We start from the raw sequence: 26794 nt of genomic DNA, 5'->3' as shown, positions 1-26794 counted from the left end.
GCACCTGCCCAAACCATGTCCCTCGGAGGCCCTTTGTCGGCTGCTCCGAACGGCTGAGCACTAGCAATGGCTCACGACAGGCCCCCACGGACGGGTGGATGCTCTCCGCGACCGCCGCCGAACAACAGCCAATATGGCAACCTGGCCCCTGTTCGGGACGGGTTGAGCAGGCGGCGGGGGCTTTCCGCGATGAGCGTTGACGGGCGGGACGAGTCACTCGGTGACGAGGGCGGTGAGACCGACGGCCTGACCGCACCCCAGGTGCCGGCGCAGCGCGACGGGCGGGAGGACAGTGTCCTGCCACCACCGATCGAGCTGCCGCCGTCCGACGCCGAGCTGATCGGCCGCATGCGCGCGGGCGACGACACGGCCTACGAGGAGCTGTACCGCCGCCACGCGGAGGCCGTACGCCGGTACGCGCGCACGTGCTGCCGCGACCCGCACACCGCCGACGACCTCACCGCCGAGGTCTTCGCCCGCACGCTCCAGGCAGTACGCGGCGGGCACGGCCCCGAGCACGCCGTACGGGCCTATCTGCTCACCACCGTCCGGCGCGTTGCCGCGAACTGGACGAACTCCGCCAAACGCGAGCAACTCGTCGACGACTTCGCGGTGTTCGCCGCCCAGTCCGCCCGCGCCGCCGAGGTGTCCGACAGCGACACCCTGGACCTCGGCGCGGATGTGCGCGCCATGCACGCGGCCGAGCAGTCCCTGGCGATGCGGGCGTTCCGCTCGCTGCCGGAGCGCTGGCAGGCCGTGCTGTGGCACACCGAGGTCGAGGACGAGTCGCCGAGCGAGGTCGCCACGCTCTTCGGGCTCGACGCCAACGGCACGCGCGTACTCGCCAGCCGCGCCCGCGAGGGCCTCAAGCAGGCCTACCTCCAGGCCCACGTCAGCGCCACGCTCACCAGCGACGAGGAGTGCGCCCGCTACGCCGACCAGCTCGGCACGTACGCCCGCCGCAGGCTGCGCACCCGCGCAGAGCGGGGACTGCGCCAGCACCTGGAGGAGTGCCCCAAGTGCCGGCTGGCCGCGAGCCAGATCGAGGACCTCGCGAGCAGCATCCCCGCCATCGTGCCGGTCGCCGTCATCGGCTGGTTCGGGGCCGCCGGGTACGCCAAGACGGCCGGGATCGTCGCTGGCGGTGCCGGAGCCGGTGCGGCGGGCGCGGCAGGGGCCGCCTCGGCGGCGGGCGGCTCGTCCGGCGGGGCGAGCGGCGGGGGCGGTGCGGTGGCGTCGGAGGGCCTGGCCGCGCCCGTGAAGGCCGGGATCGCGGCCGGTGTGGTCGCCACGGCGATCGCGGTCGTGGCCATCGCCCTGGCCGGAAACTACGCTCCGGCCGAGAAGAAGCCCGCGGCCAAGCCCCCCGCGTCGGCCCCGGCCACCCGGCCGGAACCGCCAACCCCCACCCCGTCGGAACCCGCCCCGGAACCCCCCGCAGCACCCCCCGTCATCCCGGCGGCCAACCCGACCCCGACGCCCACCCCGTCCCCCTCCCCGACACCGACCCCCACCCCCACACCCACCCCGAAGCCGACCCCGACACCAACCCTCACGCCAACCCCCACTCCACCCCCGACACCGACCCCGACTCCCCCGCCCCCCGCCTCCTACCAGCTCAACGAGCTCTCCTACGACCTCACAGGCGACGGCACCAAGCCCGAACTGCGGCTGAGCGAGAGCAGCTGGGTCTGGCAGCGCTACGGCCTGTCGATCGGCGGGACGACGTACGCGCGCGGGGTCAGCGTCCACGCCCGGTCCTCCGTCATCGTCGACCTCAACCGCGCCTGCACGTCGTACGAAGCCCTGGTCGGCGTCGACGACTCGACGCTGGGCCTGGGCAAGGTCTACTTCTCGATCTACGCCGACGGCACCCGGCTCTGGAAGTCCGCTCTGATCAGGGGCGGCGACGCGGCGACACCGGTGCATGTGGACCTCACCGGGCGCAGGACGGTTCGCCTGGTCGTGGAGCCGCACGACCATGTCGACCACGTGGCGGTGGCGGACTGGGCGGAGTCCAAGTTCACCTGTGGGTGACCCTCACGCGCCGGACGCCAGTGCTCCCCGCCTCGGCGTGATCCCCGCGGGCACCGCACGCGCGCGTGCGGGTGTCCCGGTCCAGCAGGTGCCCCGCCTGGCCAGCAGCCGTCGTAGCCACAGCTCCAGGGACACCAGGTCCGCCAGGCCGTCCAGGGGCAGCGGTTCGCCCTGGGTCGCCGCGCGCAGTGCCTTGCGTACGACCCGGGCCTCGACCAGGCCCGCCTCCGCCAGCAGGGGCGTGTCGAACAGCACCATCAGGGAGTCGACCGCCACCCGGAGGCCGGCCCGCGCGGCGGCGGCCGACGGTGCGTGGGAGGGGGTGCCCCAGCCGGGCGGGAGGTCGGTGATGCCGGCCCCTTTCAGGACCGTACGCAGAATGGCCGCGCGTGCTCCGGGCTGGACGCGCAGGGCCTCCGGGAGGGCGCGGCAGGCCCGTACGACCTGGTTGTCGAGGAACGGCGCGTGCAGGCGCTGGAAGCGGATCTCGGCGGCCTGTTCCAGCACCCGGATGTCCGCCGCCGTGCGGGCGAGTGCCGCCCGCGCGCGGAAGTCGCCCGGTCGCTGACCGGGTCCGAGCCCGGCGCCGGAGCGGTGTGTGGCCCCCTGCAAGCGAATCGATACTTCAGCCAGTGCCTCTCCTGTCAGCCAGCGCGCCGCCGGGCCGGGTCTGGCCCAGGTGAGCGCGGCGAGCGAGGCACCGGCCGCGCCCCCGGGTTCCTCGAAGCGCTTCTGCAGCAGCCGCTCGGCGAGGTTCTCCAGACCGGACCCGTAGGGCGTGCGGGCGAGCCGTCGTGCCGCCGCGTACACGCGCGCGGGGACCAGGACGGACCCGTCGGCCTTGGCGAGGGCCGCCACGGGCCGGACGAGGTGGCGCCTTTGCCGGTCCATCAGCAGGTCGGCGAGGCGGGCCGGATGGGCGTCCAGCACCTGGCGGGCGCCGTAGCCGGTGAGGTGGTCCGCGCTGCCGGAGGCGAGCCGGGCGCGGTGCCGGACGGCGGTGACCAGGCTGGGGCCGGGTTCGTCGGTCAGGGGGCCGTCGAGGTCGGCGTACGGCAGGGTCTCCTCGCCGCCCGCCACGACGACGTGGTGGAAGCGCGGGTTGGCGGCCAGCGCTCCCGCCCGCTCCAGTTCGGCCTCACGGCCGCCCACCGCCAGATCGTTGAACGTGACCGCCAGCAGCCGCTCGCCGGCGCCCGTGCCGTGGCCCAGCACGGTGCCCGGCATGCCCGGCAGCCCCGCCGCCAGCAGCGCCAGCGTGCCCGAGGCGGACCCGCCCGACAGGTCCGCTCCGATGCCGGGCACCGGCATCCCGCGCGCGGCACGCCGTTCGGCGGGGCCCATCCCGGGGACCGGCCCGGGGTCGATGCCGGCGCCGGGGACGTGCCGCGGGGCGGCGAGGCGGGTGCGGACGGCCTCGACGAGGGCGTCGCGGACGGCGTCGACCGCGCGGTCGGGGTCGGCGGGCGGTGCGGCGACGGCGAGGGAGGCGACCGGTTCGTACCCGGCGACCTCGCGCGCCCCGGCGCGCAGGATGAGTGCATGCCCCGGCGGAATGCGACGTACGCCGTCGTACGGGGTGGAGTCGTGCAGCGCGGCGGGGACGTCGGGGGCGGCCAGCAAGGCGGCGAGGTGCCCGAAGTCGAGGTTGGCCTCGATGAGGTCGGCCAGCGGCAGCGCGGCGGTCGCATAGGCGGTGCCGCCCGCCCAGGGGGTGTGGAAGACGGGCCTGGCGCCCGCCAGATCGCCGCAGACGGTGATGCGCCGGCCGACCTGGACGACCGCCGTGTAGCTGCCGGGCCAGGCCGTCAGATGCCGAAGTGCCCCTCCGCGCGCGGCGAGGAGTCCCAGGCGCAGCTCCTCGTCGGTGGCGCCGCAGGTGCCGAGGACCGCGATCCGGGTCCGGGCGTCGGCCGTGACGAGGCGGACCTCGTCGGGCCGCCAGTCGCCGACCGCCCACAGCGGATCCGGGTCGCCCCACAGGAGTTGGGAGCCGACCGGGTGCAGGGTCTCGCCGTCGTAGCCGGTCGCCCCCGCCGAGCCGATCTCGGCGGACCCCGTGGCGGTGCTGCTCCAACCCACCAACCACCGCATCGACGCCTCCACAGGCTGTGGACAACCAGTGCACCGTACGAACCGGTTCACCATGCTGCCACGAAGAACGCGCCGCAGAGCGGCGGCGGTGCCGCTTGTGATCCCTCGAATGCGCCCCGCGCACCGCCTCGCGCAACCCCGAACCACCCGGAGATACCCCGGAGATACCCCGGAAGGCGCCGCATGACGCCCCGCGGTCCGCCCCAACAGCGGCTTGCCACAAGGCGACTGCGACGCGAATGCGCCCCCGATACGCCCCCTGAAAACCCCCTACGCGCCCTCAAAGTCCATGGTGGACGCGGTAATCACCCGTAGAGGGCGGGGTCGGTTTTCGGCCAAATCGATTCCGGGCAGGTGCACGTGCATACGTTTCGTGCACGCTCCGTACAGGCTCTGCGCACCGCTCCGTCTACGCACGGTCCGGGAGGCGGAGTTCGCCTCCCGGACCGGTCCGCCGCCCGCGGGGATTGAGGCGGCGGTATCCCCCAGCCCACTGGTCCCAGTACAGCGGGCCGACCCACGCACAGCCATGGAACCGCTCCCGAGATGGCCGGAGAAGAGCGCACGGACGGGCGCACGGCCACACACCGGGAGCACGCCACAACTGTGCGTACCGGGACCGTACTTCCGTACGGACCACAATCCCGCCATCCGGAAGAATGCCCCTTAACGCTTGGGATGCGGCGAACTACGCTGGGTTTACGAATGCCGCGTGGTTATGCCAGCGCGGCAGCCGTCTGTGTCGAGGGGTGGCGCATGTCCAGGGAGCAACGCGGGCCGAACGAAAAACTCGGCGCCGTTCTCGCCCTCGCGGGAATCAGCAACGCGGGACTCGCACGACGCGTCAACGACCTTGGCGCCCAACGCGGGTTGACGCTTCGCTACGACAAGACGTCGGTGGCGCGCTGGGTGTCGAAGGGCATGGTGCCGCAGGGTGCCGCGCCGCACCTCATCGCGGCCGCGATCGGCCAGAAGCTGGGCCGTCCGGTGCCACTCCACGAGATCGGCCTGGCGGACGCGGATCCGGCGCCGGAGGTCGGCCTCGCCTTCCCCCGGGACGTCGGACAGGCGGTCCGGTCGGCGACTGAGCTGTACCGCCTCGACTTCGCCGGCCGCCGAGCCGGCTCCGGCGGCATCTGGCAGTCGCTCGCCGGGTCGTTCGCAGTGAGCGCATACGCAACGCCCGCCTCGCGGTGGCTGATAACCCCGGCCGACAGCTCGGTCGCGCGCGAGGTGAACCCGGCGGAAGGTTCCGGCGCACCGATCAAAGTCGGCCACAGCGATGTGCAGAAGCTGCGGGAGGCCGCGGAGGACGCCAGGCGCTGGGACTCCAAGTACGGGGGCGGCGACTGGCGTTCATCGATGGTGCCCGAGTGCTTACGAGTGGAGGCAGCACCGCTGCTGCTCGGCTCGTACTCCGACGAGGTGGGGCGGGCGCTGTTCGGGGCGAGTGCCGAACTGACGCGTCTTGCCGGGTGGATGGCGTTCGACACCGGCCAGCAGGAGGCCGCGCAGCGGTACTACATCCAGGCGCTGCGGCTGGCTCGCGCGGCGGCTGACGTACCCCTTGGGGGCTACGTACTGGCGTCGATGTCGCTCCAGGCGACCTACCGCGGCTTCGGCGACGAGGGCGTCGACCTCGCCCAGGCCGCGCTGGAGCGCAACCGGGGGCTGGCCACCGCCCGCACCATGAGCTTCTTCCGCCTCGTCGAGGCACGCGCACACGCGCGCGCGGGTGACGCCCAGGCCGCCGGGGCGGCGCTGAAGGCGGCCGAGGGCTGGCTGGAACGATCCCGCGACGGCGACCATGACCCGTCCTGGCTCGGTTTCTACTCCTACGACCGTTTCGCCGCCGACGCGGCGGAGTGCTATCGGGATCTGAAGGCGCCGCGGCAGGTGCGGAGGTTCACCGAGCAGGCGTTGTCGAAGCCCACGGAGGAGTTCGTCCGCTCGCACGGGCTGCGGCTTGTCGTGTCCGCGGTTGCCGAACTGGAGTCCGGGAACCTGGACGCGGCGTGCGAGCAGGGGGTGCGGGCGGTGGAGGTCGCGGGGCGGATATCGTCCGCGCGGACCACGGAGTATGTGCGGGATCTGCTGCATCGGCTGGAGCCGTATGGGGATGAGCCGCGGGTGGTGGAGTTGCGGGAGCGGGCTCGGCCTCTGCTCATGGCTCCCGCCTAAGCCGCAGGGTCCCTACGCGTCTGCCTGGCTTGTGCCGTCGCGGGGGTGCGGGCCGTGCGTGGCTGGTCGCGCCCACGCGGCGGAGCCGCATATCAATACAGCCCCGCGCCCCTGAACCGGCGCCGGTGTGATCCCGGGTTTCAAGGCGTTGTCAGTGGCGCAGTGCACTATCGAAGGCGGGAGGTGGTGCGGGTGCGGGCGGGCGCCTACGACTGTGACGTGCTGGTGGTCGGCGGCGGGATCGTCGGGCTGTCGGTGGCGTATGCGATCACGCGTGCCGCGCCGGGGACGCGGGTGACCGTGCTGGAGAAGGAGGCGGGGCCCGCCCGGCACCAGACGGGGCGCAACAGCGGGGTCATCCACAGCGGGGTCTACTACCGCCCCGGCTCGCTCAAGGCGCGGTACGCGGTGCGGGGTGCCGCGGAGATGGTGAAGTTCTGCGCGGAGTACGACATCGCGCACGCCGTCACCGGCAAGCTGATCGTCGCCACCGAGCGCTCGGAGCTGCCCCGGCTGCACGCGCTCGTGCAGCGCGGCCGGGAGAACGGCATTCCGGTTCGGGAGCTGGTCGCGGCCCAGATCGCGGAGTACGAGCCTGAGGTGCGGGGCCTGGCGGCGATACACGTCGGGACGACCGGGGTGTGCGACTTCGTCGCGGTCGCGCGGCAGCTGGCCGAGGCGTCCGGGGCCGAGATCCGGTACGGCGCGCAGGTGCTGCAAGTCGACCGGCGCCCGGAGCTTGGGGTCGCTGTGCGGACGGCGGACGGGGCCGTGGTGCGCGGGCGGGTGCTGGTGAACTGCGCCGGGCTGTACTGCGACGAGGTCGCCCGGATGACCGGGGACGACCCCGGCATGCGGATCATCCCGTTCCGGGGGGAGTACTACGAGCTGGCGCGGCCCGAGCTGGTGCGCGGCCTGGTCTATCCGGTCCCCGACCCGGCGTTCCCGTTCCTCGGCGTGCACCTCACGCGCGGCATCGACGGCGGCGTCCACGTCGGCCCCAACGCCGTACCGGCGCTCGCCCGCGAGGGCTACGGCTGGGGCGTGGTCCGGCCCCGGGAGCTGGCCCGGACGCTGACCTGGCCCGGCGCGTGGCGGATAGCGGGCCGGCACTGGCGGTACGGGGGCGGGGAGCTGTGGCGGTCGGTGTCGAAGGCGGCGTTCACCGAGGCGGTGCGGCGGCTGCTGCCCGCGGTGACGGAGGAGGACCTGGTCCCGGCGGCGGCCGGGGTACGGGCGCAGGCGGTGCTCCGGGACGGCACGCTGGTGGACGACTTCCTGATCCACGAGGGTGCGCGGGCCGTGCACGTCCTGAACGCCCCGTCCCCCGCGGCGACGGCCTCCCTGCCGATCGGCCGGGAGGTGGCCCGGCGGGCACTGATCGCACTGGGCCGGGCATGAGCCCCTATCGGGGCCGCAGGCCCCAGGGGCGCGGGGCTGTATTGATATGCGGCTCCGCCGCGTGGGCGCGAGCAACCCCCACCGGCCCGCACCCCCGGCACGACCTCAACCAGGCAGACGCGAGGGGACCCACCCACAGCCGCCTCCGCACCCACGCCCTCGCCCCCGCCCGCGAATCCCCCGAACCCGAACCCCGTAAAATCGAATCCACTGTGTCTGACTCCCTCAACACCCCCGAAGCCCCCCACCACGCCCCCGACGGCGGCATCCGCCACACCCGGGCCAAGGGTGAGCCGCGCTTCCCGGACGGGCCCAAGGCGGATCCCGCCGGTTCGCACTTCGAGCGGCGGATCCGCAGTTTCCAGCCGAGGCGGAGCCGGGTCACGGCGGGGCAGGCGGACGCGTTGCAGCGGCTGTGGCCCAAGTGGGGGCTGGACATCGACGGGCGGCGGACCCTCGACCTCGCCGAGCTGTTCGGCAACGGCAGCCCCGTCGTGCTGGAGATCGGCTTCGGCATGGGCGAGGCCACCGCACAGATGGCCGCCGCCGACCCGGACACCAACATCCTCGCCGTGGACGTACACACCCCCGGCCAGGGCAATCTGCTCAACCTCGCCGATCAGGGCGGCCTCAGCAACATCCGGGTGGCCAACGGCGACGCCATCATCCTGCTGCGCGAGATGCTCACCCCCGACTCCCTCGACGGGCTGCGCGTCTTCTTCCCCGACCCCTGGCCCAAGAAGCGGCACCACAAGCGCCGGCTGATCCAGCCGGACTTCCTCACCATCGCCGCGAGCCGCCTGAAGCCGGGCGCGATCCTGCACTGCGCGACCGACTGGGAGCCGTACGCCGAGCAGATGCTGGAGGTGCTCACCGCGCACCCCGCCTTCGAGAACACCCGGCCCGACGGAGGTTTCGCGCCGCGCCCCGAATTCCGCCCGCTCACCCGTTTCGAGGGCCAGGGGCTGGACAAGGGTCATGTGGTGAACGACCTGCTCTTCCGCCGCGTACCGCACGACGACCAGCGCGAAGGCCGACAGTAAGACCGGCGCGAAGGTCAGCCGTAATTCCTTCCCTCGTTCGAACCTTCCCTCGTTAGGGTCTTGCCGTGGCGACCAGTTCCCCGTACCCGACGAACCCCGGCATCCCCACCGGTGGCCCCCTGCGGCACGCGCACTGGTGGCACAAGCGGTGGGTGCGGTACGGCGCGCTGATCACGCTGCTGACGCTGTCCGGCCTGGTGATCCTCGCCCTGGTCCGGGAACAGACCGGCACCGAGGGCTTTCTGGTCGGCCTGGGCCTGGCGATCCTGCCCGTGCCGCTGCTCGTAGCCGCCTTCCGCTGGCTGGACCGGGTCGAGCCCGGCCCCTGGCGGAATCTGCTGTTCGCCTTCTCCTGGGGCGCCTGCGCGGCCGCGCTGATCGCGATCATCGCCAACAGCTTCGCGACCAGATGGATAGCCACCGCGACCGCCGACCCGACCAGCGCCGACACCTGGGGCGCCACGGTCATAGCCCCGATCGTGGAGGAGTCCGCCAAGGCGGCCGCGATCCTGCTGCTCTTCCTCTTCCGGCGCCGCGACTTCACCGGCATCCTCGACGGCGTCGTCATAGCCGGCGTCACCGCCACCGGCTTCGCCTTCACCGAGAACATCCTCTACCTCGGTACCGCCTTCGGCACCGACCAGCTGGCCGGCCACAGCGGAATCGCGTCGGTGACCGCCGCGACCTTCTTCGTGCGGGTCATCATGTCGCCGTTCGCGCACCCCCTGTTCACGGTGCTCACCGGCATCGGCTTCGGATTCGCCGCGCTCGCCGGGGAGCGCCAGCGGCTACGCCGCTTCCTGCTGCCCCCGGCCGGACTGCTGCTCGCGATGGGCATGCACGCCTTCTGGAACGGCTCGGCGACCTTCGGCGACTACGGCTTCTTCGCGGTGTACGGCGGTTTCATGGTGCCCGCGTTCGGGCTGCTGACCTGGCTGGTGATCTGGACGCGGCAGCGGGAGCTGCGCACCGTCCGCGAGGAGCTCCCGGCCTACGTCGTCGCCGGCTGGCTCTCGCCCGCCGAACCGTTCGCCCTGGGCTCGATGCGGGCCCGCCGGCTGGCCCGCGAGTACGCCGGCCACCACCTCGGCAAGCCGGCCGCCCGGGCGGTCGCGCAGTACGAGGCGTACGCCACGTCGCTGGCCTTCCTACGGCATCGGGGCCGCCGGGGCCGCGCCCGGGCGGACTTCGTCGTACGGGAACGCGAGTTGCTCCAGGAGCTGTGGAACCGCCGCGAGATCGCCCGCCCGGCGCTGGAGTACGCGGCACGGGTGACCGCGCCGCCGCTGCCGGTGATGATGCCGCCGGTGTACGGCTGGGCACCGGTGCACGGGCCGACGGCGCCCTACCCGGCGTACAACCCGTATCGGTCGTAGGGCACGAAGAGGCGGCGGACAGCCGAAACCGGCAGCCCTGACGTCGGGGGGGTTGCCGTCAGGACCGCCGGGGTTCGGGAGAAGCGCGTCTCAGGGGTTGAGGCCCTTGCTGCGCAGCCAGGCCAGCGGGTCGATGCCGCCGGAGCCGCCGGTGTGCACCTCCAGGTGCAGGTGCGCGCCGGTCACATTGCCCGTCGCGCCCACGCGGCCGATCACATCGCCGGTGGTGACCTTCTGGCCGACGCTGACGCCGATCGAGGACTGGTGGGCGTACCAGATCTCGGTGCCGTCGTCGAGGGTGAGCACGGTCTTGTAGCCGTACGACCCGCTCCAGCCCGCCTCGGTGATGGTGCCGCTGTGGACGGCCTTGATGGGCGTGCCGCTCGGCGCGGCGAAGTCGAGGCCGGTGTGGTAGCCGGACGACCACAGGGCGCCGGCCTGGCCGAAGGTGGAGGTGATGGTGTACGAGGAGGTCGGCAGCGCGTACTGCTTGGCCAGCGCGGCGAGCCGCTCGGCCTCGGCCTTCTTCCGGGCCTCCTCCTCGGCCTTCGCCTTCGCGGCGGCGGCCTTCTCCTCGGCCTCCTTCTCCGCCTTGGCGGCGGCCTCGGCGGCGGCCTTCTCGGCGGCGGCCGCGGCCTCGGCGGCGGCCTTGCTCTCGACCTGCTCCTGCTGCTGCTCGGCCTGCGCGATGATGCGGGCGCGCAGTGCCTCACCGGCGTCGGTGGTGCCCTCCGCGGTGTCCGCCGCGGTCGTGCCGAGGGTGCTGAGCGGGGCGCTCGCGGTCTTGGTGTCGGCGGAGTCGGAGTCGGAGTCGTCGTCGGAGATCAGCGCGCCGACGGAGGGCAGGTCGGGCAGGGAGATCGACACCGGCGGCTTGCCGGTGTTCGCGCTGGCCATGCCGCCCGCGCCGACCGCGGCTATGACGCCGACGCCGAGCACGGTGGAGCTGCGGGCGAGTCCGCCGCCGCGCTGCTTGCTGACGCGATGCCGGCCGCGTACGGGACGGATGGACTCCGCGGTGGGGTTCCACTCCTCCCACGGGCCCTCGTCGGTGCGCGGTGCGCCGTACACGAACGTGTCAGTGCTGTCGGCGGTGCGCTGGTCCGGCACGAACGGGGCTTGTGGGGCAGGCCGGTTTGACGCCACGTGGGCGTACTCCTTTCCTTCCTTCTCGCCTACCGGGTTAGCTGACGGGTTCGGAGCAGGAAGGTCTCCTACGCGCGTAAACCAGCCGTACTGCTACGGCGGCATACGCCCGATTCACCCCAAGGTGGTGGTTCCCCGGTTCCCTTGTGTGGCCGGTGAGGGCCGCGCGCGGGATTCGGCGCGTGCGCACGGAGCCGCCTCTTGTGACGGCTGGGACGACCGCGCTGCGTTATCGGACGTTAATAGAACCGGGGCCTGATTTCCAAGCCGTTCCACTTGATCATTAACGTTTTCTGCCAGGACGTACAGGCCATGAACGGCGAAAATCGGGCGAGTTGACCGGCGCTCAGGACCGTAGCCACATCTGACTGTGTGTCAGTTGTTATGCGGAGGGCGTTTGCTCGCTCACCCCTGGTGACGGTCGCCGACGGGGATGGTCGCCGACGGGGAAACGACTCGGGGCCGGAATCCATGATCTGGATTCCGGCCCCGGGCCTTCAGTAGCGGGGACAGGATTTGAACCTGCGACCTCTGGGTTATGAGCCCAGCGAGCTACCGAGCTGCTCCACCCCGCGTCGTTGTGTCACCAGTGTACGCCATGCGCGGGGCCGGACGCGCCACGGTTTCCGCCCGCCCCGCTGACCAGCGTTTTCCAGCCGCTCGGGGACCACCCGATCGAGCCGTAGCCGGTCGCCCGGGTCGCGCGTTCCTTATCAAGAACGGCATCAAGTAGGGCATTAAGAACGACTCGGAGACCGAACAGGAGCCCTCCGTATGATCCAGGCCACAGGACGGACCGAGTTGCCCGAGCCGCTGGTCGCGCTGCTCGTCCACCACCTCGACATGCCGGTGAGCCGGAGCCGGGTGACGCCCGAGGCCACCTTCGAGAGTCTCGGCATGGACTCGCTGGCCCTGAGGGAACTCGTCGTGGCCGCCGAGGACGAGTTCGGCGTCGTACTGCCCGACGCGGCGCTGGACCTCTCCCCCGCCTCCACCCTCGGTGAAGCCGCACGGGCCTTCTGCGATGCGTCCTGATGCGGCCCTAGGCCCCCGCTGCTAGGGCCTTTCGTTTGGATCAGGTCGGCTGAGAGAGACTGCGCCCTTCGGCCCGAGCCGAGCGGGGTCTGGTGCGTGCAGTTGCAAGGCGGAGGAGGGAGTCGACGCGGAGCGTCGGCGAGTGACGACAACGCGGCAGATGCGCGTGCCAGGGCCCGCGACGCCGGCATGATCCAAACGAGAGGCCCTAGGTCCCCGGCCCTCGTTCCAGGGCCCCGTCAAGATCATCCAATGGGCCGATGTGGCCGTTCAGAGCTGGGCGCCACCATGTCGGTGGAGGCCTGCCGAAAAGGAGCGCATCATGTCGTACCCGGAACACCTCGCGTACCCGGAGCCCCGCTACCACGGCGACAAGGGTGAAGTGAACGCGCTTTTCCGCCCGGCCGGCACCCCGCCGGACATCTCCTCACCCGGCGGCTCGACGCACTACCTCGCCACCCATGAGTCGACCGGCGGCGAATTCGGTCTGTACAAGGTGGAGTTGGGTGCACGGTCCGCCGGGGCCAAGACCCACTTCCACAGGGCGATGTCGGAGTCCTTCTACATCCTGTCGGGCGAACTGGAGCTCTACAACGGCGAGAAGTGGGTCACGGGCCGCGCGGGCGACTTCCTGTACGTACCAGTCGGTGGCCTGCACGCCTTCAGAAACGTGACCGACGAGCCCATGTCCATGCTGATGCTCTTCTCCCCGGGCGCCCCCCGCGAGGAGTACTTCGAGCGGGTCGCCGAGATGGCGCAGCGCGGTGGCGAGGAACTCAAGCAGTTCCGTGTCCGGCACGACAGCTACTTCGTGGAGGACTTCGATGCTGGGGCTGAGTAGTCCCGGGGCCCGAGGACCCCCCGCTCACCCCGCGTTCAGCTCCGCCAGCGGCAGGGTGTGCTGGGTCTGGAGGACCTTGGCGCGCAGGTAGCGGACATTGTGGGCGGTCCTGAAGACGCCGGTGGGTACGCGGTCGTGGACGGTGATGCCGAGGCCGCGGAGCTGGTCGGCCTTGTCGGGGTTGTTGGACAGCAGGTCCAGGTCCGTGATGGACAGGGCGCGGAGCATCTGGGCGGCCGCCGTGTAGTCGCGGGCGTCCTCCGGGAGGCCGAGCGCGGCATTCGCCTCGTATGTGTCGAGGCCCTGGTCCTGAAGGGCGTACGCGTCGAGCTTGTTGTAGAGACCGATGCCGCGCCCCTCCTGGCGGAGGTACAGCAGCACGCCGCCGCGGGCCGCGATGCGCTCGACCGCCTCGCGCAGCTGGGGGCCGCAGTCGCAGCGGGCGGAGCCGAAGACGTCGCCGGTGAGGCATTCGGAGTGCAGGCGTACGAGGGGGCGGGGGCCGGGGTCGCCGAGGACGACGGCCACGTGTTCCTGGCCGTCGGTCAGGCCGTGGAAGGTGACCAGGTCGGCGTCGACGCTGTAGCCGTCGTGGAAGCGCAGCGGTACCCGGACGCGGGCGCGCGGTGTGACGGCGGGGAAGTCGGGCATACGGGTCTCCGGTTAGGTGCTTCAGTTTTGAAGCAGCCCTTCGATCGGAGACCCTACTCCCTGCTTTAAAGTTGAAGCAACTTGTTTGTGATCCACCTCACTGGGCCATTGAGGCCTCACGAGCACGACGACGACCGGCGCCGCCACGGCACATCCCCCGCCGCGCCCCGCCCGGCCTCCTCTTGCAGGGCCTGGGCGACGCGGGTGAAGATCTCCTCCAACTGCCCCACCTGCTGTGGACTCAGATGATCGAACAACGTCGCGCGAACCGTCTCCACATGCCCCGGCGCCAGCCGCTCCACCACGGCCATTCCCTCGTCCGTCAGCGCGGCGACGCTGCCCCGCTTGTCCCAACGGCACTCCTCGCGTCGTAGCAGCCCGTCCTTCTCCAGCCGGGTGACGGCGTACGTCAGTCGGCTGCGGGTGATCTTCAGCTTCTCCGCGAGATCGGTCATCCGCAGGCGGCGTTCCGGGGTCTCGGAGAGGTTGGCGAGGATGGAGTAGTACAGGTGCGGCATGCCGGCCTCCTGCTGGAGCTGCCGGTCGAGCGCGTCCTCCAGGAGGAGGGTGGCACCCATGTACGCGCGCCAGGCGCGCTGCTCCTCCGGGGTGAGCCAGCGAGTCGTCATACCGCCAGTGTAGGTTTGCTTAAAACTTGAACCAAGCCCGCCGGTCCGTCCCCGGTCCGCCGGCCCCCGAGGTGGAGTGCGCCCATGCCCTACCCCTACGTCCTCCTGTCCGCCGCCGTCTCCCTCGACGGCTACCTGGACGACACCGGCCCCGAACGCCTCCTCCTCTCCAGCCCGGCCGACTTCGACCGGGTCGACGAGGTACGCGCGTCCGTCGACGCGATCCTCATCGGCGCGGGCACGATCCGCGCCGACAACCCCCGGCTGCTGGTCAACTCCCCCGAGCGACGGGCGGCCCGGGTGGCGGCGGGGAAGCCGGAGTACCCCTTGAAGGTCACGGTGAGCGGCTCCGGCGAACTGGACCCGACCGCCAACTTCTGGCACACGGGCGGCGAAAAGGTCGTCTATACGACGACGGAGGGCGCCCTGCGCCTCAAGGAGACGCCCGTCGCGGCGGACGTCGTCGCGCTCGGTGACAGCCTGGATTGGCGGGCGCTGCTCGCGCACCTGCACGACGTACGCGGCGTCGACCGCCTGATGGTGGAGGGCGGCGGCACGATCCACACCCAACTCCTCCTGGAGGGCTTGGCCGACGAACTCCAACTCGTCCTCGCCCCCCTCTTCGTCGGCGACCCGTCCGCGCCCCGCCTCTTCGGCCCGGGCCACTACCAGTCCGGGCGCCTGCGCCTGGTCGAGACACGGCCCATCGAAGACGTCGTCCTCATGCGCTACGAGCCCACCGCCCCCGGCGTCGGAGGTCTGGCCTCGGCGGCCGACCGCCGCTGGCTGGCACTGGCGTGCGAGCTGGCGGCGCTGTGCCCGCCGTCGGAGACGGCGTTCAGCGTGGGCGCGGTGGTCGTGGCGCAGGACGGTACGGAGCTGGCGCGGGGCCACTCGCGGGAGGGCGGCGACCCGGTCGTCCACGCGGAAGAGGCCGCCCTCGCGAAGATCGACCCCGAGGACCCACGCCTCCCCGGCGCCACGGTCTACACCAGCCTGGAACCGTGCACCCGGCGTGCCTCCCGGCCCCGGCCCTGCGCGCGGCTGATCCTCGACGCCGGGGTGGGACGGGTGGTGACGGCCTGGCGCGAACCGGACACGTTCGTGGCGGGGGCCGACGGGAGTGGGGTGTTGGCGGGGGCCGGGGTGGATGTGGTGGTGATGCCGGAGTACGAGGGGGCGGCCAAGGGGCCGAATCGGCACTTGGTGGGGTGAGTGGGGGCGCCGCTGCCGGAAGTGGGGGCGCCGCTCCCGGACGATTCGGCCATCGCCGCAACGTCGCACCGTATGTGCGGTCGGACCTTCGCGCGCGCCCCCGAATGAGCCCGAACTCCCGCCGGGCGCCCCCGAGTTCCCCGCGAGGGGTCCCTGTCCTCCGTGCGTAAAACAAGCGACGCTGCCACCTCAGCGACCCCGCGACGCAGCCGTCGCCGCAGGCAGCGTCCGAGGAGCAAGGAGCAGGGACGACATGAGATTCCTGGACCGTGAGCGCGCGGCCCTCACCAGGCTGCTGCCGGGGCTCGACGACAGTCTGCGCGCCGTGCCGCTGATGACCCTCGAAGGGCCCGACAGCCCCGGAATCGGGCTGTTCCGCAAGAGCGGAGGTCCCGGGCTGCTGGCGCCGGCGTCGCTCCAGGGCCGGGGGGCCTCGGCGCTGGAGGCCGTACGGGTACAGCGGGCGCTCGGCAGCCGCTCTCCCTCGCTCGCCGTGGCGACGACCATGCACCACTTCTCGATGGCCACCCTGGTGGGGCTGAGCGGCGCCGGGGAGGGCCTGGAGTGGATGCTCGTACAGGCCGTCGCCAGCGACGACCTGCTGATGGCGTCCGGATTCGCGGAGGGGCGCAGTGGGCACGGCATCCTGTCGCCGACGATGACCGCGACACCGACCCCGGAGGGCCTGCGCGTCAGCGGGGTGAAACGGCCCTGCAGCCTGGCCCGTTCCATGGACCTGCTCACGGCCAGCGTCCTGGTACCGCGCGCGGACGGCGCGGGGGACGAGCTGGCCGTGGCGCTGATCCCCGCCGACAGCGAGGGCCTGACGGTGAGCGGCTTCTGGTCCAGCCGCTTCCTGGCCGGCGCCGAGAGCGAGCAGGTGACCCTGGACGGCGTCCTCGTGCCGCCGGACCTGCTGGTGCGGACCGCGTGCCCGCCCGGCGAACGGCTCGACGCGGTGCAGAGGCTCGGTCTGGTGTGGTTCGAGCTGCTGATGACCGGGAGCTATCTGGGCGCCGCGAGCGCGCTCGTGGAGCGGGTGCTGCTGAACGATCGGGTGCCCGAGAGCGAGCGGGTCGCGCTGCTGGTCGCCGTCGAGTCGGCTGCGGCGTCGGTGGAGGGGCTGGCCCGCAGGGTGGACCAGGGCGTGTCGGGTGGGGCCTCGGCGGACGGGGCCTCGGCCGACGGTTTCCCGTCCGATAGGGCCTCGGCCGACAGGTCTTCGTCCGACGGTTTCCCGTCCGACGGGGCCTCGGCAGACGGGGTCTCGTCCGACCGTTCTGCGTCCGGCAGCTCCATGCCTGAGCACACCCCCCTCGACGACTCCGCCCTCGCCGAGTCCCTCTTCGTCCGCTACGGCGTCCAGGACGCCCTCGCCCGGATCGTGCCGCGGGCGGTCGAGCTGCTCGGCGGGCTGAACTTCATGAGTTCCGACGAGATCGGCCACCTCGCCACCTGCACTCACGGCCTGGCCCTGCACCCGCCGTCCCGCTCCCGGATGACCGGCCCGCTGGCCGCGTACCTGGCGGGCGACCCACTGACTGTCGCCTGACCCGCCACCGACAGCCTGATACGGCCCTGTTCCCTTCGCCCCTTCACCCCCCACTCATCCGACCGAGGGGATCCTTCGCATGCCCGCATCCGACGCAGTCGACGCATTGCACGCACCCGACGCACCCAACCGCCCCACCCTCCTCCTCACCGGCGCCTCCGGCGTCCTGGGCCGGGCCCTGATCGAGGAGCTGGCGCCCCGCTACCGCATCGTCTGCCTGCGCCACCGTTCCCGCGTTGCCGACCCGCGCGTCGAGGAGGTCCGCGCCGACCTGACGCAGCCGGGCCTCGGCCTGCTCCCGTCCGACCTGGCGCGGCTGACGGCGGACGTGGACGTCGTCGTGCACTCGGCCGCCGCCACCAACTGGAAGGCGGCGCCCGAGGCGATCTGGCGGGCCAACCTGAACGGCACCACCGCCGTGCTCGACCTCGCCGCCCGCGCCGACGCGCCCGTCCACCACATCAGCACCGCCTTCGTGGCCAACCCGCTGGCCCCGGAGGAGCGGCGGCGCTTCCCCGGCGCCGCCGCCTACCTGGCCTCCAAATCGGCGGCCGAGCAGGCGGTGCGCGAGGCCGCGGTGCCGACGACGATCCTGCGCCCGTCGGTGGTCATGGGCGACTCCCGCACCGGCCGGATCGCCGGCGCCCAGGGACTGACCCGGGCACTGGGCGCGATCGTCAAGGGCCAGGTGCCCGTACTGCCGGGGGCGCCGGACGCCCGGATCGACATGGTGCCGCAGGACGTCGTGGCGCGTGCCGTGGGCGAGCTGCTGCGTGCCGGGGTGACCGGCGGCGAGTACTGGCTGACGGCCGGCGACCAGGCGCTGTCGCAGGGCGAAGTCGTCGACGTCTGCCTGGAGTTCGCCGAGCGGTACGGGCCCCGGCCGCATCCGCCCCGGCTGATCCCGCTGGAGTCGGTGCACCGGCTGCTGCTGCCGCTGATCGAGGGCCCGTCGTTCCCGGAGTCGCTGCGCCGCCGCTTCCACACGTACGCCGAGTTACTGCTGGTGTTCCAGCGGGCCCTGCCGTTCGACTCCTCGCTGGGCGACGCGCACTGCGGTACGGCGGTGTCCCGGGACGACCTGCGCCGGGCGCTCGTACGCAACCTCGCCGCCTGGTCGGCGGGCCCGGGCGGGCCACGCCGGGCGCCGCACGTGTCGTACGGGGCCGCCGCCGCGCGGAGGTTGGCGTCATGACCGTCTCCCCGGCCACAGAAGCGGCCGTGGCGGACCCGTCGTACGTCGCCCGGGTCTATCGCGAGCATCTGGCCGCGGGCCGTGCCGTGCTCGGTGAGGTGCTGGGCGGCATGGTGGAGACGTCGTCCGAGGGCGTCTGGGTGCACACCTCCGACGGCCGCCGCTACCTCGACTTCGGTGGCTACGGCGTGTTCATCCTCGGCCACCGTCATCCGGCCGTCACCGCAGCGGTGCACCGGCAGATCGACGCGCATCCGCTGGCCACCCGGGTCTTCCTGGAGCCGGTCGCGGCCCGCGCCGCCGAGGCGCTGGCCGCGCACACCCCGGTGGGCCTGGACCGGGTGCACTTCGTCAACTCCGGGGCGGAGGCCACCGAGGCCGCGCTCAAACTGGCCCGCGTCCACGGGCACACCGCGCTGATCAGCACCACCGGCGGCTACCACGGCAAGACGCTCGGCGCGCTCAGTGCCACCGCCAACCCCCTCTACCAGGACCCGTTCCGGCCGCTGCTGCCCGACTCCGTGTCCGTGCCGTACGGCGACACCGAGGCGTTGGCTCAGGCCCTCGCCCGGTTCGGGCCGCGCGCCTGCCTGATCGTCGAACCGGTGCAGGGCGAGGGCGGGGTGCGGATCCCGCCGCCCGGCTATCTCGCCGACGCGGGCCGGCTGTGCCGCACCCACGGCGCCTTCCTGATCGTCGACGAGATCCAGACCGGGCTCGGCCGGCTCGGCTCCTGGTGGGGCGTGGACACCGAGCGGGTCAGCCCCGACGTCCTGCTCGTCGGCAAGGGCCTGAGCGGCGGGGTGGTGCCCGTCGCCGCGATGGTGGCCACCGAGCGGGCGTACGCCCCCTTCTCCCGCGATCCCTACCTGCACACCTCGACCTTCGCCGCCTCGCCGCTGGCCTGCGCCGCCGCGTTGGCCGCCGTGCAGACCCTGGACCGGGAGGACGTCGTCACGCGGGCCCGGGCGCTGGGACTGCGGCTGCTGCACGGCGTTCGCGCCGCCTGCACGCCGTACACCGGCGGCCTGGTACGGGACGTGCGCGGACGCGGCCTGCTGATCGGGCTGGAGCTGGGCGCCGAGCAGGCGGTGGGTGAGCTGATCCTGGAGCTGGTCGGTCGCGGCGTCCTGGTGAACCACTCCCTCAACGCGGGCCGAGTGCTGCGCCTGACCCCGCCGGCCGTCGTCACCGACGCGGAACTGGGGCTGTTCCGCACGGCTCTGTCCGAGTCGCTGCGGGCGGTGGCCGACCGGCTCGCCTGACCACTCCCCCTTATACGAGCGTATGAGCCGTCCCGGCGACGGCGGAAAGGTAACCCCCTATGCGTCATGTGACCGTCACGATGACCGCCCACGACGTCGAGCCCGAGACCGCCTACGAGCGGATCCGGGACTTCCGGCGCTACCCGGACGTCACCGAGACCGTCCGCGAGGTGGTGGTGCACCCGCCCGGCGCCGACGGCACGGTGGTGTCCGACTGGACTGTCCGATTCCGCAACGGCCTGATGCGCTGGTCGGAACGGGACGCCTTCCACCCCGAGACCCTCACCCTCGGCTTCACCCAACTCCGGGGCGACTTCGAGGTGTTCGAGGGCACGTGGCGGTGCGCGCCGGGCGAACGCGGTACGGCCGTCACCTTCGACGCCGTGTTCGACCTCGGCATCCCCACGCTGGCCGAACTGCTCGACCCGGTGGCCGAGTCGACGCTGCGCGGCAACATCGAGCTGATCACCCGCGGCTTGCTCGGCCGAGTCACCGCCCTGCCGACCGCCGCGCCCGTCCATGGCTGAGCGGGTGGCGGCGACCCCGTCCGTGGTGGGGCCGGTGGACATGGCCGAGCCTGTGGCGGCGGCCCTGGCCGTGGGGCTGCCGGTAGACATGGCTGAGCGGGTGGTGGCGGCCTCGTCCGTGGTGGGGCCGGTGGACATGGCCGAGCCTGTGGCGGCGGCTCCGTCCGTGGGGCGGCCGGTGGACATGGCTGAGCCTGTGGCGGCGGCCCCGTCCGTGGGGCGGCCCGTAGACATGGCCGAGCCAGTGGCGACGCCCCCGTCCGTGGGGCGGCCGGTGGCGGCGGCTCCGTCGGTGGGGCGGCCGGTGACCGGGCTCGCGCCCGTGACCGAGCCGGTCACCGCGCCCGCGTCCATGACCGAGCCGGTGACCACGCTCCCGTCCAAGGCCGAGCCGGTCACAACGCCCGCGCGCATCGCCGAGCCGGTCACCACACCTCCGCCCAAGACCCAGCCAGCCACCACTCCCGCGACCAAGACCCAGCCGGTCACCGCTTCCTCGTCCATGACCGAGCCGGTGACCACACTCCCGACCAAGACCGAGCCAGCGACCGCACCCCCACCCAAGGCCGAGCCAGCCACCACACCCCTGCCCAACACCAAGCCGGTCACCGGGCCCAGGCGCATCGCCGAGCCGGTAATCACACCCCCGCCCAAGACCCAGCCGGTCACCGCGCCCACGCGCATCGCCGAGCCACTCACCACACCCCCACCCAAGCCCCAGCCAGCCACCACACCCCCGTCACCGAGCGATCCGCTCGCGCTCGCCTGGGACGCCCTGCGCGACGAACCCGGCCCCGACACCTCGCGCTGTCTCGGGCTGTACGCCAAGCTGGCGGGCGGTGTCGCCGTGGTCACCGCGCTTGACGCGCACGGCGGGCCGACCGGGATGACCGTCTCGGCCCTGACCTCCCTCTCCGCCCGGCCGCCCCTGCTGCTGGCCTGCCTGCGCGGCAGCTCGCGCACCCTGGCCGCGCTGCGGTGGCGCGGCGCCTTCGCCGTCAGTCTGCTGGCGGAGCACCAGCGCGCGGTGGCCGAGCGGTTCGCCGACCCTGCCCTGCCGCCCGCCGCGCGCTGTACCGGCGTACCGCTGCGGCAGGTGCTCGGCCTGCCGGTGCTGGACGAGGCGCTCGGCTGGACGGTGTGCCTGGTCGAGGACGTCCGCCGGTACGGCGACCACCACACCGTCGTCGGCCGCCTCCGCGCCGTCGGCCTCGGCGGCGGCAGGCCACTGGTGTGGCACGACCGTTCCTTCCACACCCTCGACCACGACTGACGCGACCGATACCCCTCCCGCAGGACGCCCGGCCCCCAGCACTCGGCCGGGCGTTCTGCCGCATCCCCGTGTCCCACGAACCCCGAGGAGGCCGTATGTCCCTGCCCCCACTGCCCGGAGTGAACGACGACGACGCGCGGACGGAGATCACCCGCATCCCCGAACGGCTGGCCGGTCACAGTGCGGCCGCGGGCCACCGTTTCGCCGCCGCCATCGATCCGGCCCCCGCCGAGGACGACTGGGGCAAGCCGCCGGACCCCGAACACCCGTACCCGGTCGTCCTCGCGCACGGCACACTCGGCGACCGGGACTCCGTCTGGCGGCAGGCGGTACCGGCGCTGCGGGCGGCCGGCCACCGCGTCTTCCGCCTCAACTACGGCGCACTGCGCACCCTGCCCGGGCACTACGGACTCGCCGACATCAGGGCCTCCGCCCGCGAACTGGCCGATTTCATCGACCGGGTGCTGGCCGACACCGGAGCCGCGCGCGTGAACGTCGTCGGGCACTCGCAGGGCGGCATGCTGCCGCACTACTGCGCGAAGTACCTCGGCGCCGCGGCGAAGCTGCACCACGTCGTCGGGATCGCGCCCAGCAACCACGGCGTCACCGTCGCGGGCCTGACCGCGCTGGTCCGGGGGCTGCCCGGGGTGCGGGACACCGTGGAGGCCGAGGTGCTCTTCCGGATCAGCCCGGCGTTCACGCAGCTGCTGCGCGACTCCGAGTTCATCCGCGAACTGACCGCCGGCGGCGACACGGTCGCCGGCGTGCGTCACACCGTCCTGTGGTCCACCCGGGACGAGGTGGTGCAGCCGCCCGCCTCCCAGCAGCTCACCCCCGCGGAGCCCGGTCACGAGGTGACCAACCTGTGCCTCCAGGACCTCGACCCGGCCAACCGGACCACGCATCTGGCGATGCCGTACGACCCCGTCGTACTGCGGGAGGTCCTCCGGGCGCTCGAGCACTGAGCCCCGGACACGGCACGGCACGAAACGGCGGTGGGGCGAGACCCGTTCGAGGTCTCGCCCCACCGCCGTCCCGTAGCCGGGGACCACCGGTCCGTGGCGTCGGTCAGTACGCCGTGCACCTGCCCTTCTCGCCGTTCCAGAAGCACACCTGGCCGGTCACGTCGAAGCCGGCGACGCCGTTGGGGTCGATCTTGTCGAAGCGCGGCAGGGGGATCTGCAGGCCGTTGATGCCGTCCCCGGCGAGCGGGCCGGAGGTCACCTCACGGTCCGGCACCGGGCTGCCCTTCTTCAGCTCGCCGTTGAAGTACAGGCCGCCGGTCTCGCCGGTGTTCCAGGTGCCGGTGCCGGTGCCCTCCACGGAGAACGTCGGCACCGGCACGGCGCCGAACCGGCCGACGCCCGTGACGTGGAAGACGATGCCGGTCAGGTGCGGTGCCGCGCCGTTCGGGGAGCGGCAGTCGTGGTAGCCGATGTGGCCGTCGACCGCCGCCTGGCGGACCAGAACGCTGAGCGGCGGGGTGAAGTTCACCTCGGCGTCGAGGCGACACACCAGGTCGGGCACCGGGGCGGCGTGGGCGCTCTGCGCGGGGGCGAGCAGGGCGAGGGCGGCGAGCACGGTGGTGGCGGAGAGCAGGGCACGGCGCTTCAGCGGTGTCTTCATGGGTGTCTTCATGGGTGTCTTCATGGGGGGGATTCCCTTCTGCCGGATCGACTGCCCGGGCTCAGGCGGTGACGGTGCCCTGGCGCAGTACCTCGCTCGCCGTACCGAGGTGGCGGGCGAGGTCGCGGTAGGACTCCAGGACTCCGGTCTCGGTGTACGGGACGCCGCGCTCGGCGCAGAACGCCTTGACGATCGGATAGGCATGGCGCAGCGCGGAGCGCGGCATACCCGGGAACAGGTGGTGCTCGATCTGGTAGTTGAGGCCGCCGTAGAAGAAGTCGCCGACCAGCCCGGTGGGCAGCGTGCGCGAGGTGAGGACCTGGCGCTCCAGCCAGCTCCACTCGCCGCCGACCCGGGTGGGCAGCCCCTTGTGGTTGACGGCGAAGGCGAGCCCGAGCAGATAGCCGAGCAGGCCCTGGTGCACGGCGAGGAACAGCAGCACGCTCGTCCAGGGCAGCAGCCACAGCAGCGCGCCGAAGAACAGCACCGCGTGCCCGGCCATCAGACCGCCCTCCAGCCACGGTCGGCGCACCGCCCGCCGACGCAGCGCGATGATCCCGGCGATCCGCAGCACGACCGCCTCCAGGCCCAGCAGCGGGAAGAAGAGATGGCGCTGGTGCGCGGCGATGAAGCGGGCGAGTCCCTTGCGCTGCTGGGCCTGTTCGGGGGCGAAGACGGCCACGCGGCGCAGGATGTCGGGGTCCAGTTCGAGGTGGTTGGGGTGGTTGTGGTGCCGGTTGTGGTGCTGGACCCACCAGCCGAAGCAGACGCCGAGCATCAGGTTGCCGTGGATCAGGCCGAGCGCGCGGATGGTCTGCTGCGAGCGGCTGATCTGGCGGTGCCCGGCGTCGTGCAGCAGGAAGGCGAGCTGCTCGTGCCAGATCGCGAGCCAGACGGCCGCGAGCAGCACCTGCCACCACGCACCGCCGGACAGCACCAGCCCCGCCCAGCCGACTGCGTTCATCAACCACACCACCACGATCGCGGCGGCGTACTGACCCTTGCGGGGCCGCATCAGCCCGGCGTCGGTGACGCGCCGGGTCAGTTCGCGGAAATCCTCCTCCGCCGCGCCAGGTTCACGCGGGGCGGAGCCGACAGCCGACAGGTCGGTCATCGCGGTGCCCTTTCACACTCGGAGCCATGGGGAACGCAGGCGTGGGAGGGGCTCACGGCGCCAGCCCCATGTCGGCGAGCCGGGCCTGCTGCGTGGTGTGCGCCCATTCCGCGGCGGTGCGCATCCGTTCCTCCGCCGTGGTGTCGACGAGCCGACGGCCGGGCCACACCTCGTAGTCGCCCGCGAGGTCCCGGTGCTGTTCGAGGCCCTGCTGGTAGAGCTGTTCACGCCGGAAGGTCAGTTCCTGGACGGGCAGTTGGGCCCACAGCCGGGTGCCGCGCTCGATGAGTGCGGCGATACGGTCGCGTTCGCGCGGGTACCGGCGCAGATGACGGCGGACGATGGTGGTGCCGACCGACAGGTGGCGGATCTCGTCGATGCCGGCGGCGCGTTCGATCTCGGCGGCGGCCGGATCGAAGGGCCGCCACTTGCGCTCGCTCAGCTCCGCCGTGGGGGCGAGGACTCCCTCGACCAGGACGGTGAGCGTGATGACCCCGCCGATGTAGTCCCGCCCGTCGCGCAGCACCTCCAGCCCGAACTCCTCCAGCGGAGTGAGTACGGCGTCCCGGTCGGCGCCCGCCAGGTCCTCCATGGTGCCCTCCACGTCGGCCTCAAGGACGCCGAGTTCGAGGAGATGGCCGCGGAAGGCGTAGGCATGGCGGGCCTCGTCCATCAGCTGGGTGGTGTAGAAGTCCATCCCGGCCAGGTCGGGGGCGTACGCGACCAGGTGGGAGATCGCGCGGGCCGCCTTCTCCTCGGCCATGGATCGGAAGGCCAGCTCCTGCATGACCGCCTGCCGCAGCGGGCCCTCGCGCAGCATGTGATCGGGTACGACCACGTCCGGGCTGCGGCCCATCGGGTGCCCGCCGAGGGTGCCCTCGGGCACGGCGCGGAACCAGTAGCCGAGGTCGCAGCCCTCCGGCGTCAGCTCGGCGTGCAGCGCGCCGTCGAGCAGGCTCGGGGCCCGGTGCCGGTCGGCCTCCGCGGGGATCGCGGGGACCTCGGGGATCGCGGCGGGAACGGACGTACGGTCGACGGATGTGGTCATCTCTGCCTTTCTGATCACGATCGGTACGGGAGTCCCGGCAGCGCTCACACGGCCCTGGTCAGCCGCATCAGCCGCCACACGGCGCGGGGCGTCACCCCGCCCTGGAAGGCGAGGTACTCGGGTTCGATCAGCTGGGGCCGCCACTTGAGCTTGAAGGACTCCTGCGAGGCCGCCGGATAGATCGCCCGCCCCTTGGCGGCGACCAGCTCCAGACACCGCCGCAGCGCCCCGCTGCTGCCCGCGCCGGCGAAGTCGCAGTCGTCCGGCCGCAGTTGGACGAACGGCGTGAACCCCAGGTGGAGCCAGCCGCACCCCTCGTCCTGGAACCGGCGCAGGGCGGTGGCGAAGACCAGCTCCACCGTGCCGGGCGGGGCGTCGGGCCGACGCCGGGTCAGGTCGTACAGCCAGCCCGAACGCTCCCCGAAGACGGGCGAGTACGACACGTAGGCGACGGTCCGTCCGGCGTGCCGGGCGGTGAACAGCCGCCGGTGCGGGGCACCGGGGCCGCCCCGCTCGCCGATGAGGAAGTCCAGCTCCTTCACATGGCGGCCCTTGTCGCGCAGCCACGCCTGGTCCACGCCGTCCAGGGCCGCGGTGACCAGCGGGCTGCCCCGCTCCGCGGGCGCCACCTCGCTGACGGTCACGCCCTCGCGGCGGGCCCGGTTGACCATGTTGCGGACCTTGACCATGCGCTGCCCGCCGAGGCCGTAGCCGTCCAGGTGGATGCTGAAGGAGGCGCCGAACTGGTTGACGGTGAACCCGTGCCCGGCGTGCAGTTCGGCGGCGGCACGCGGCAGCTGGACCCCGGCCACCCGGCGCCCCTCGTCCGCGGCCCGCGCCAGCAGCGCGCCCAGCAGCCGCTCCCGGTCGGCGGCCGCGCACACGGGCCCGCCCAGCTCGAACAGATGCCGGCGGCCGCCCTCCCGGTAGGGCACGAAGCCGTCGACGCCGTCCGCGCGGAAGCGGTGGTTGCCCGCGTTCAGGGCGAGGAAGGCGCTGCTGTGCCCGGCGTGGCGGCGCAGCAGCTCGTACGCCTGCTCGTCGGTGAGGGACGGGGCGGCCTCGCGGACGCCGCTCACCGGGCCGCCGCCCGGTACCAGGGCACCGTCGCGAAGTCCCGCAACGCGGACTGGACGGCAGGATGCGGGCGGGGCTCGAAGGACACCGTGAAGGGTTTGACGAAGTTGCCGAACAGGGCGCGGTCGCCGAACAGATGGATCGGCAGCACCAGCAGCGCCCACTCCCAGCCGCTCACCAGCACCCACGCGCCGAGCACGGCGCCCTGCACGGCCAGGCTGTGCATGGTGTTGTACAGCACGTAGTAGACGCGGGAGATGCGCCGGTCGGGGCTGCGGTGGTAGGCGAGGGCGCCGGGCAGGTAGCCGATGACGTCGACGTACAGAAAGAGCAGGGCGGCGACCCACCAGCGCACCTCGTGCAGATGTGCCAGGAAGAACCCGGCGGCCACGAGCAGCCCGAACAGGTACTCAAGGCGCAGCAGCCGGTAGGTGGTCGGCGTCTGGCAGAGGTTCTGTCCGTCCACGC

At 72.6% G+C, this 26794-nt stretch carries 23 protein-coding genes, 1 tRNA gene and 1 riboswitch; of the genes, 14 read left to right on the top strand and 10 right to left on the bottom strand.

Annotated elements, in window-relative coordinates; all coding sequences use genetic code 11:
* The first annotated feature begins 189 nt into the window (after window positions 1–189).
* Complete coding sequence (locus tag SSP24_RS29765) at window positions 190–2037, top strand: sigma-70 family RNA polymerase sigma factor (protein ID WP_141312986.1); 1848 nt, start codon at window positions 190–192, stop codon at window positions 2035–2037.
* Window positions 2038–2040: 3 nt separating this feature from the next.
* Here SSP24_RS29765 and SSP24_RS29760 read toward each other — a convergent pair whose 3' ends face one another.
* Window positions 2041–4131, bottom strand: coding sequence for an asparagine synthase-related protein (locus SSP24_RS29760; protein ID WP_141312984.1), 2091 nt, complete (start codon window positions 4129–4131; stop codon window positions 2041–2043).
* A gap of 756 nt (window positions 4132–4887) precedes the next feature.
* Here SSP24_RS29760 and SSP24_RS29755 point away from each other — a divergent pair.
* The 4 genes from SSP24_RS29755 (at window position 4888) to SSP24_RS29740 (ending at window position 10132) form a co-directional block, all read left to right on the top strand.
* Complete coding sequence (locus SSP24_RS29755; protein ID WP_141312982.1) at window positions 4888–6312, top strand: NsdA family TPR-like regulatory protein; 1425 nt, start codon at window positions 4888–4890, stop codon at window positions 6310–6312.
* Window positions 6313–6474: 162 nt separating this feature from the next.
* On the top strand, window positions 6475–7713 hold the full coding sequence (gene lhgD / locus SSP24_RS29750; protein WP_229866107.1) for an L-2-hydroxyglutarate dehydrogenase: 1239 nt from the start codon (window positions 6475–6477) through the stop codon (window positions 7711–7713).
* Window positions 7714–7925: 212 nt separating this feature from the next.
* The gene (gene trmB, locus SSP24_RS29745) at window positions 7926–8756 is read left to right on the top strand and encodes a tRNA (guanosine(46)-N7)-methyltransferase TrmB (protein WP_141312980.1); all 831 of its coding nucleotides are present in this window, start codon (window positions 7926–7928) and stop codon (window positions 8754–8756) included.
* 65 nt (window positions 8757–8821) lie between these two features.
* Window positions 8822–10132, top strand: coding sequence for a PrsW family intramembrane metalloprotease (locus tag SSP24_RS29740; RefSeq protein ID WP_141312978.1), 1311 nt, complete (start codon window positions 8822–8824; stop codon window positions 10130–10132).
* 90 nt (window positions 10133–10222) lie between these two features.
* On the opposite strand, the gene SSP24_RS29735 is transcribed toward SSP24_RS29740, so the two are convergent.
* Both SSP24_RS29735 and SSP24_RS29730 read right to left on the bottom strand, forming a co-directional pair.
* A complete protein-coding gene (locus SSP24_RS29735) occupies window positions 10223–11278 on the bottom strand; it encodes a M23 family metallopeptidase (protein WP_141312976.1) in 1056 nt (351 codons plus the stop codon).
* 12 nt (window positions 11279–11290) lie between these two features.
* Window positions 11291–11469, bottom strand: a riboswitch (cyclic di-AMP (ydaO/yuaA leader).
* Between the two features lie 310 nt (window positions 11470–11779).
* Window positions 11780–11853 (bottom strand) — tRNA-Met (locus SSP24_RS29730).
* 199 nt (window positions 11854–12052) lie between these two features.
* Here SSP24_RS29730 and SSP24_RS29725 point away from each other — a divergent pair.
* Both SSP24_RS29725 and SSP24_RS29715 read left to right on the top strand, forming a co-directional pair.
* Complete coding sequence (locus SSP24_RS29725) at window positions 12053–12313, top strand: phosphopantetheine-binding protein (protein ID WP_141312974.1); 261 nt, start codon at window positions 12053–12055, stop codon at window positions 12311–12313.
* Window positions 12314–12635: 322 nt separating this feature from the next.
* The gene (locus tag SSP24_RS29715) at window positions 12636–13154 is read left to right on the top strand and encodes a cupin domain-containing protein (RefSeq protein ID WP_141312972.1); all 519 of its coding nucleotides are present in this window, start codon (window positions 12636–12638) and stop codon (window positions 13152–13154) included.
* Window positions 13155–13178: 24 nt separating this feature from the next.
* On the opposite strand, the gene SSP24_RS29710 is transcribed toward SSP24_RS29715, so the two are convergent.
* Entirely contained in the window at window positions 13179–13805 is a 627-nt protein-coding gene (locus SSP24_RS29710; RefSeq protein ID WP_141312970.1) for a GTP cyclohydrolase II, read from the bottom strand.
* A 116-nt stretch (window positions 13806–13921) separates the two neighbouring features.
* Entirely contained in the window at window positions 13922–14434 is a 513-nt protein-coding gene (locus SSP24_RS29705; RefSeq protein ID WP_141312968.1) for a MarR family winged helix-turn-helix transcriptional regulator, read from the bottom strand.
* 84 nt (window positions 14435–14518) lie between these two features.
* On the opposite strand from SSP24_RS29705, the gene SSP24_RS29700 reads away from it, so the two are divergent.
* From SSP24_RS29700 to SSP24_RS29665, 7 genes are all read left to right on the top strand, one after another.
* A complete protein-coding gene (locus SSP24_RS29700; RefSeq protein WP_141312967.1) occupies window positions 14519–15649 on the top strand; it encodes a dihydrofolate reductase family protein in 1131 nt (376 codons plus the stop codon).
* A gap of 253 nt (window positions 15650–15902) precedes the next feature.
* Window positions 15903–17201, top strand: coding sequence for an acyl-CoA dehydrogenase family protein (locus SSP24_RS29695; RefSeq protein ID WP_229866099.1), 1299 nt, complete (start codon window positions 15903–15905; stop codon window positions 17199–17201).
* A gap of 79 nt (window positions 17202–17280) precedes the next feature.
* On the top strand, window positions 17281–18396 hold the full coding sequence (locus tag SSP24_RS29685; protein WP_141312966.1) for an SDR family oxidoreductase: 1116 nt from the start codon (window positions 17281–17283) through the stop codon (window positions 18394–18396).
* Window positions 18393–19661 (top strand): aspartate aminotransferase family protein, encoded by a 1269-nt coding sequence (locus SSP24_RS29680; protein ID WP_141312964.1) that lies wholly within the window; start codon window positions 18393–18395, stop codon window positions 19659–19661. Before SSP24_RS29685 ends, SSP24_RS29680 begins: the two co-directional genes overlap by 4 nt.
* A 59-nt stretch (window positions 19662–19720) precedes the next feature.
* A complete protein-coding gene (locus tag SSP24_RS29675) occupies window positions 19721–20188 on the top strand; it encodes a type II toxin-antitoxin system RatA family toxin (RefSeq protein WP_141312962.1) in 468 nt (155 codons plus the stop codon).
* Entirely contained in the window at window positions 20181–21461 is a 1281-nt protein-coding gene (locus SSP24_RS45340) for a flavin reductase family protein (RefSeq protein WP_373306790.1), read from the top strand. The genes SSP24_RS29675 and SSP24_RS45340 overlap by 8 nt, the downstream gene beginning before the upstream one ends.
* A gap of 95 nt (window positions 21462–21556) precedes the next feature.
* Window positions 21557–22426 carry an esterase/lipase family protein gene (locus SSP24_RS29665; RefSeq protein WP_141312960.1) on the top strand — a complete coding sequence of 290 codons (870 nt, stop codon included), beginning with the start codon at window positions 21557–21559 and terminating at the stop codon, window positions 22424–22426.
* Window positions 22427–22529: 103 nt separating this feature from the next.
* On the opposite strand, the gene SSP24_RS29660 is transcribed toward SSP24_RS29665, so the two are convergent.
* The 5 genes from SSP24_RS29660 to SSP24_RS29640 are packed head-to-tail and all read right to left on the bottom strand — an operon-like array spanning window position 22530 to window position 26792.
* Window positions 22530–23099 (bottom strand): hypothetical protein, encoded by a 570-nt coding sequence (locus SSP24_RS29660; protein WP_141312958.1) that lies wholly within the window; start codon window positions 23097–23099, stop codon window positions 22530–22532.
* Between the two features lie 49 nt (window positions 23100–23148).
* Complete coding sequence (locus tag SSP24_RS29655) at window positions 23149–24201, bottom strand: fatty acid desaturase family protein (RefSeq protein WP_141312956.1); 1053 nt, start codon at window positions 24199–24201, stop codon at window positions 23149–23151.
* 52 nt (window positions 24202–24253) lie between these two features.
* On the bottom strand, window positions 24254–25249 hold the full coding sequence (locus SSP24_RS29650; protein WP_141312954.1) for a ferritin family protein: 996 nt from the start codon (window positions 25247–25249) through the stop codon (window positions 24254–24256).
* Between the two features lie 44 nt (window positions 25250–25293).
* Window positions 25294–26328 carry a DUF2156 domain-containing protein gene (locus SSP24_RS29645; RefSeq protein ID WP_141312952.1) on the bottom strand — a complete coding sequence of 345 codons (1035 nt, stop codon included), beginning with the start codon at window positions 26326–26328 and terminating at the stop codon, window positions 25294–25296.
* Window positions 26325–26792: a hypothetical protein gene (locus tag SSP24_RS29640; protein ID WP_141312950.1), complete on the bottom strand. Its 468-nt coding sequence runs from the start codon at window positions 26790–26792 to the stop codon at window positions 26325–26327. Before SSP24_RS29640 ends, SSP24_RS29645 begins: the two co-directional genes overlap by 4 nt.
* Window positions 26793–26794: the final 2 nt, after the last annotated feature.

Origin of the sequence: Streptomyces spinoverrucosus, from assembly GCF_006539505.1 — a bacterium.
Lineage (GTDB): Bacteria > Actinomycetota > Actinomycetes > Streptomycetales > Streptomycetaceae > Streptomyces > Streptomyces spinoverrucosus.
The sequence above is the reverse complement of the archived record's forward strand: the minus strand, read 5'-3'. Positions and strand labels throughout refer to the sequence as shown.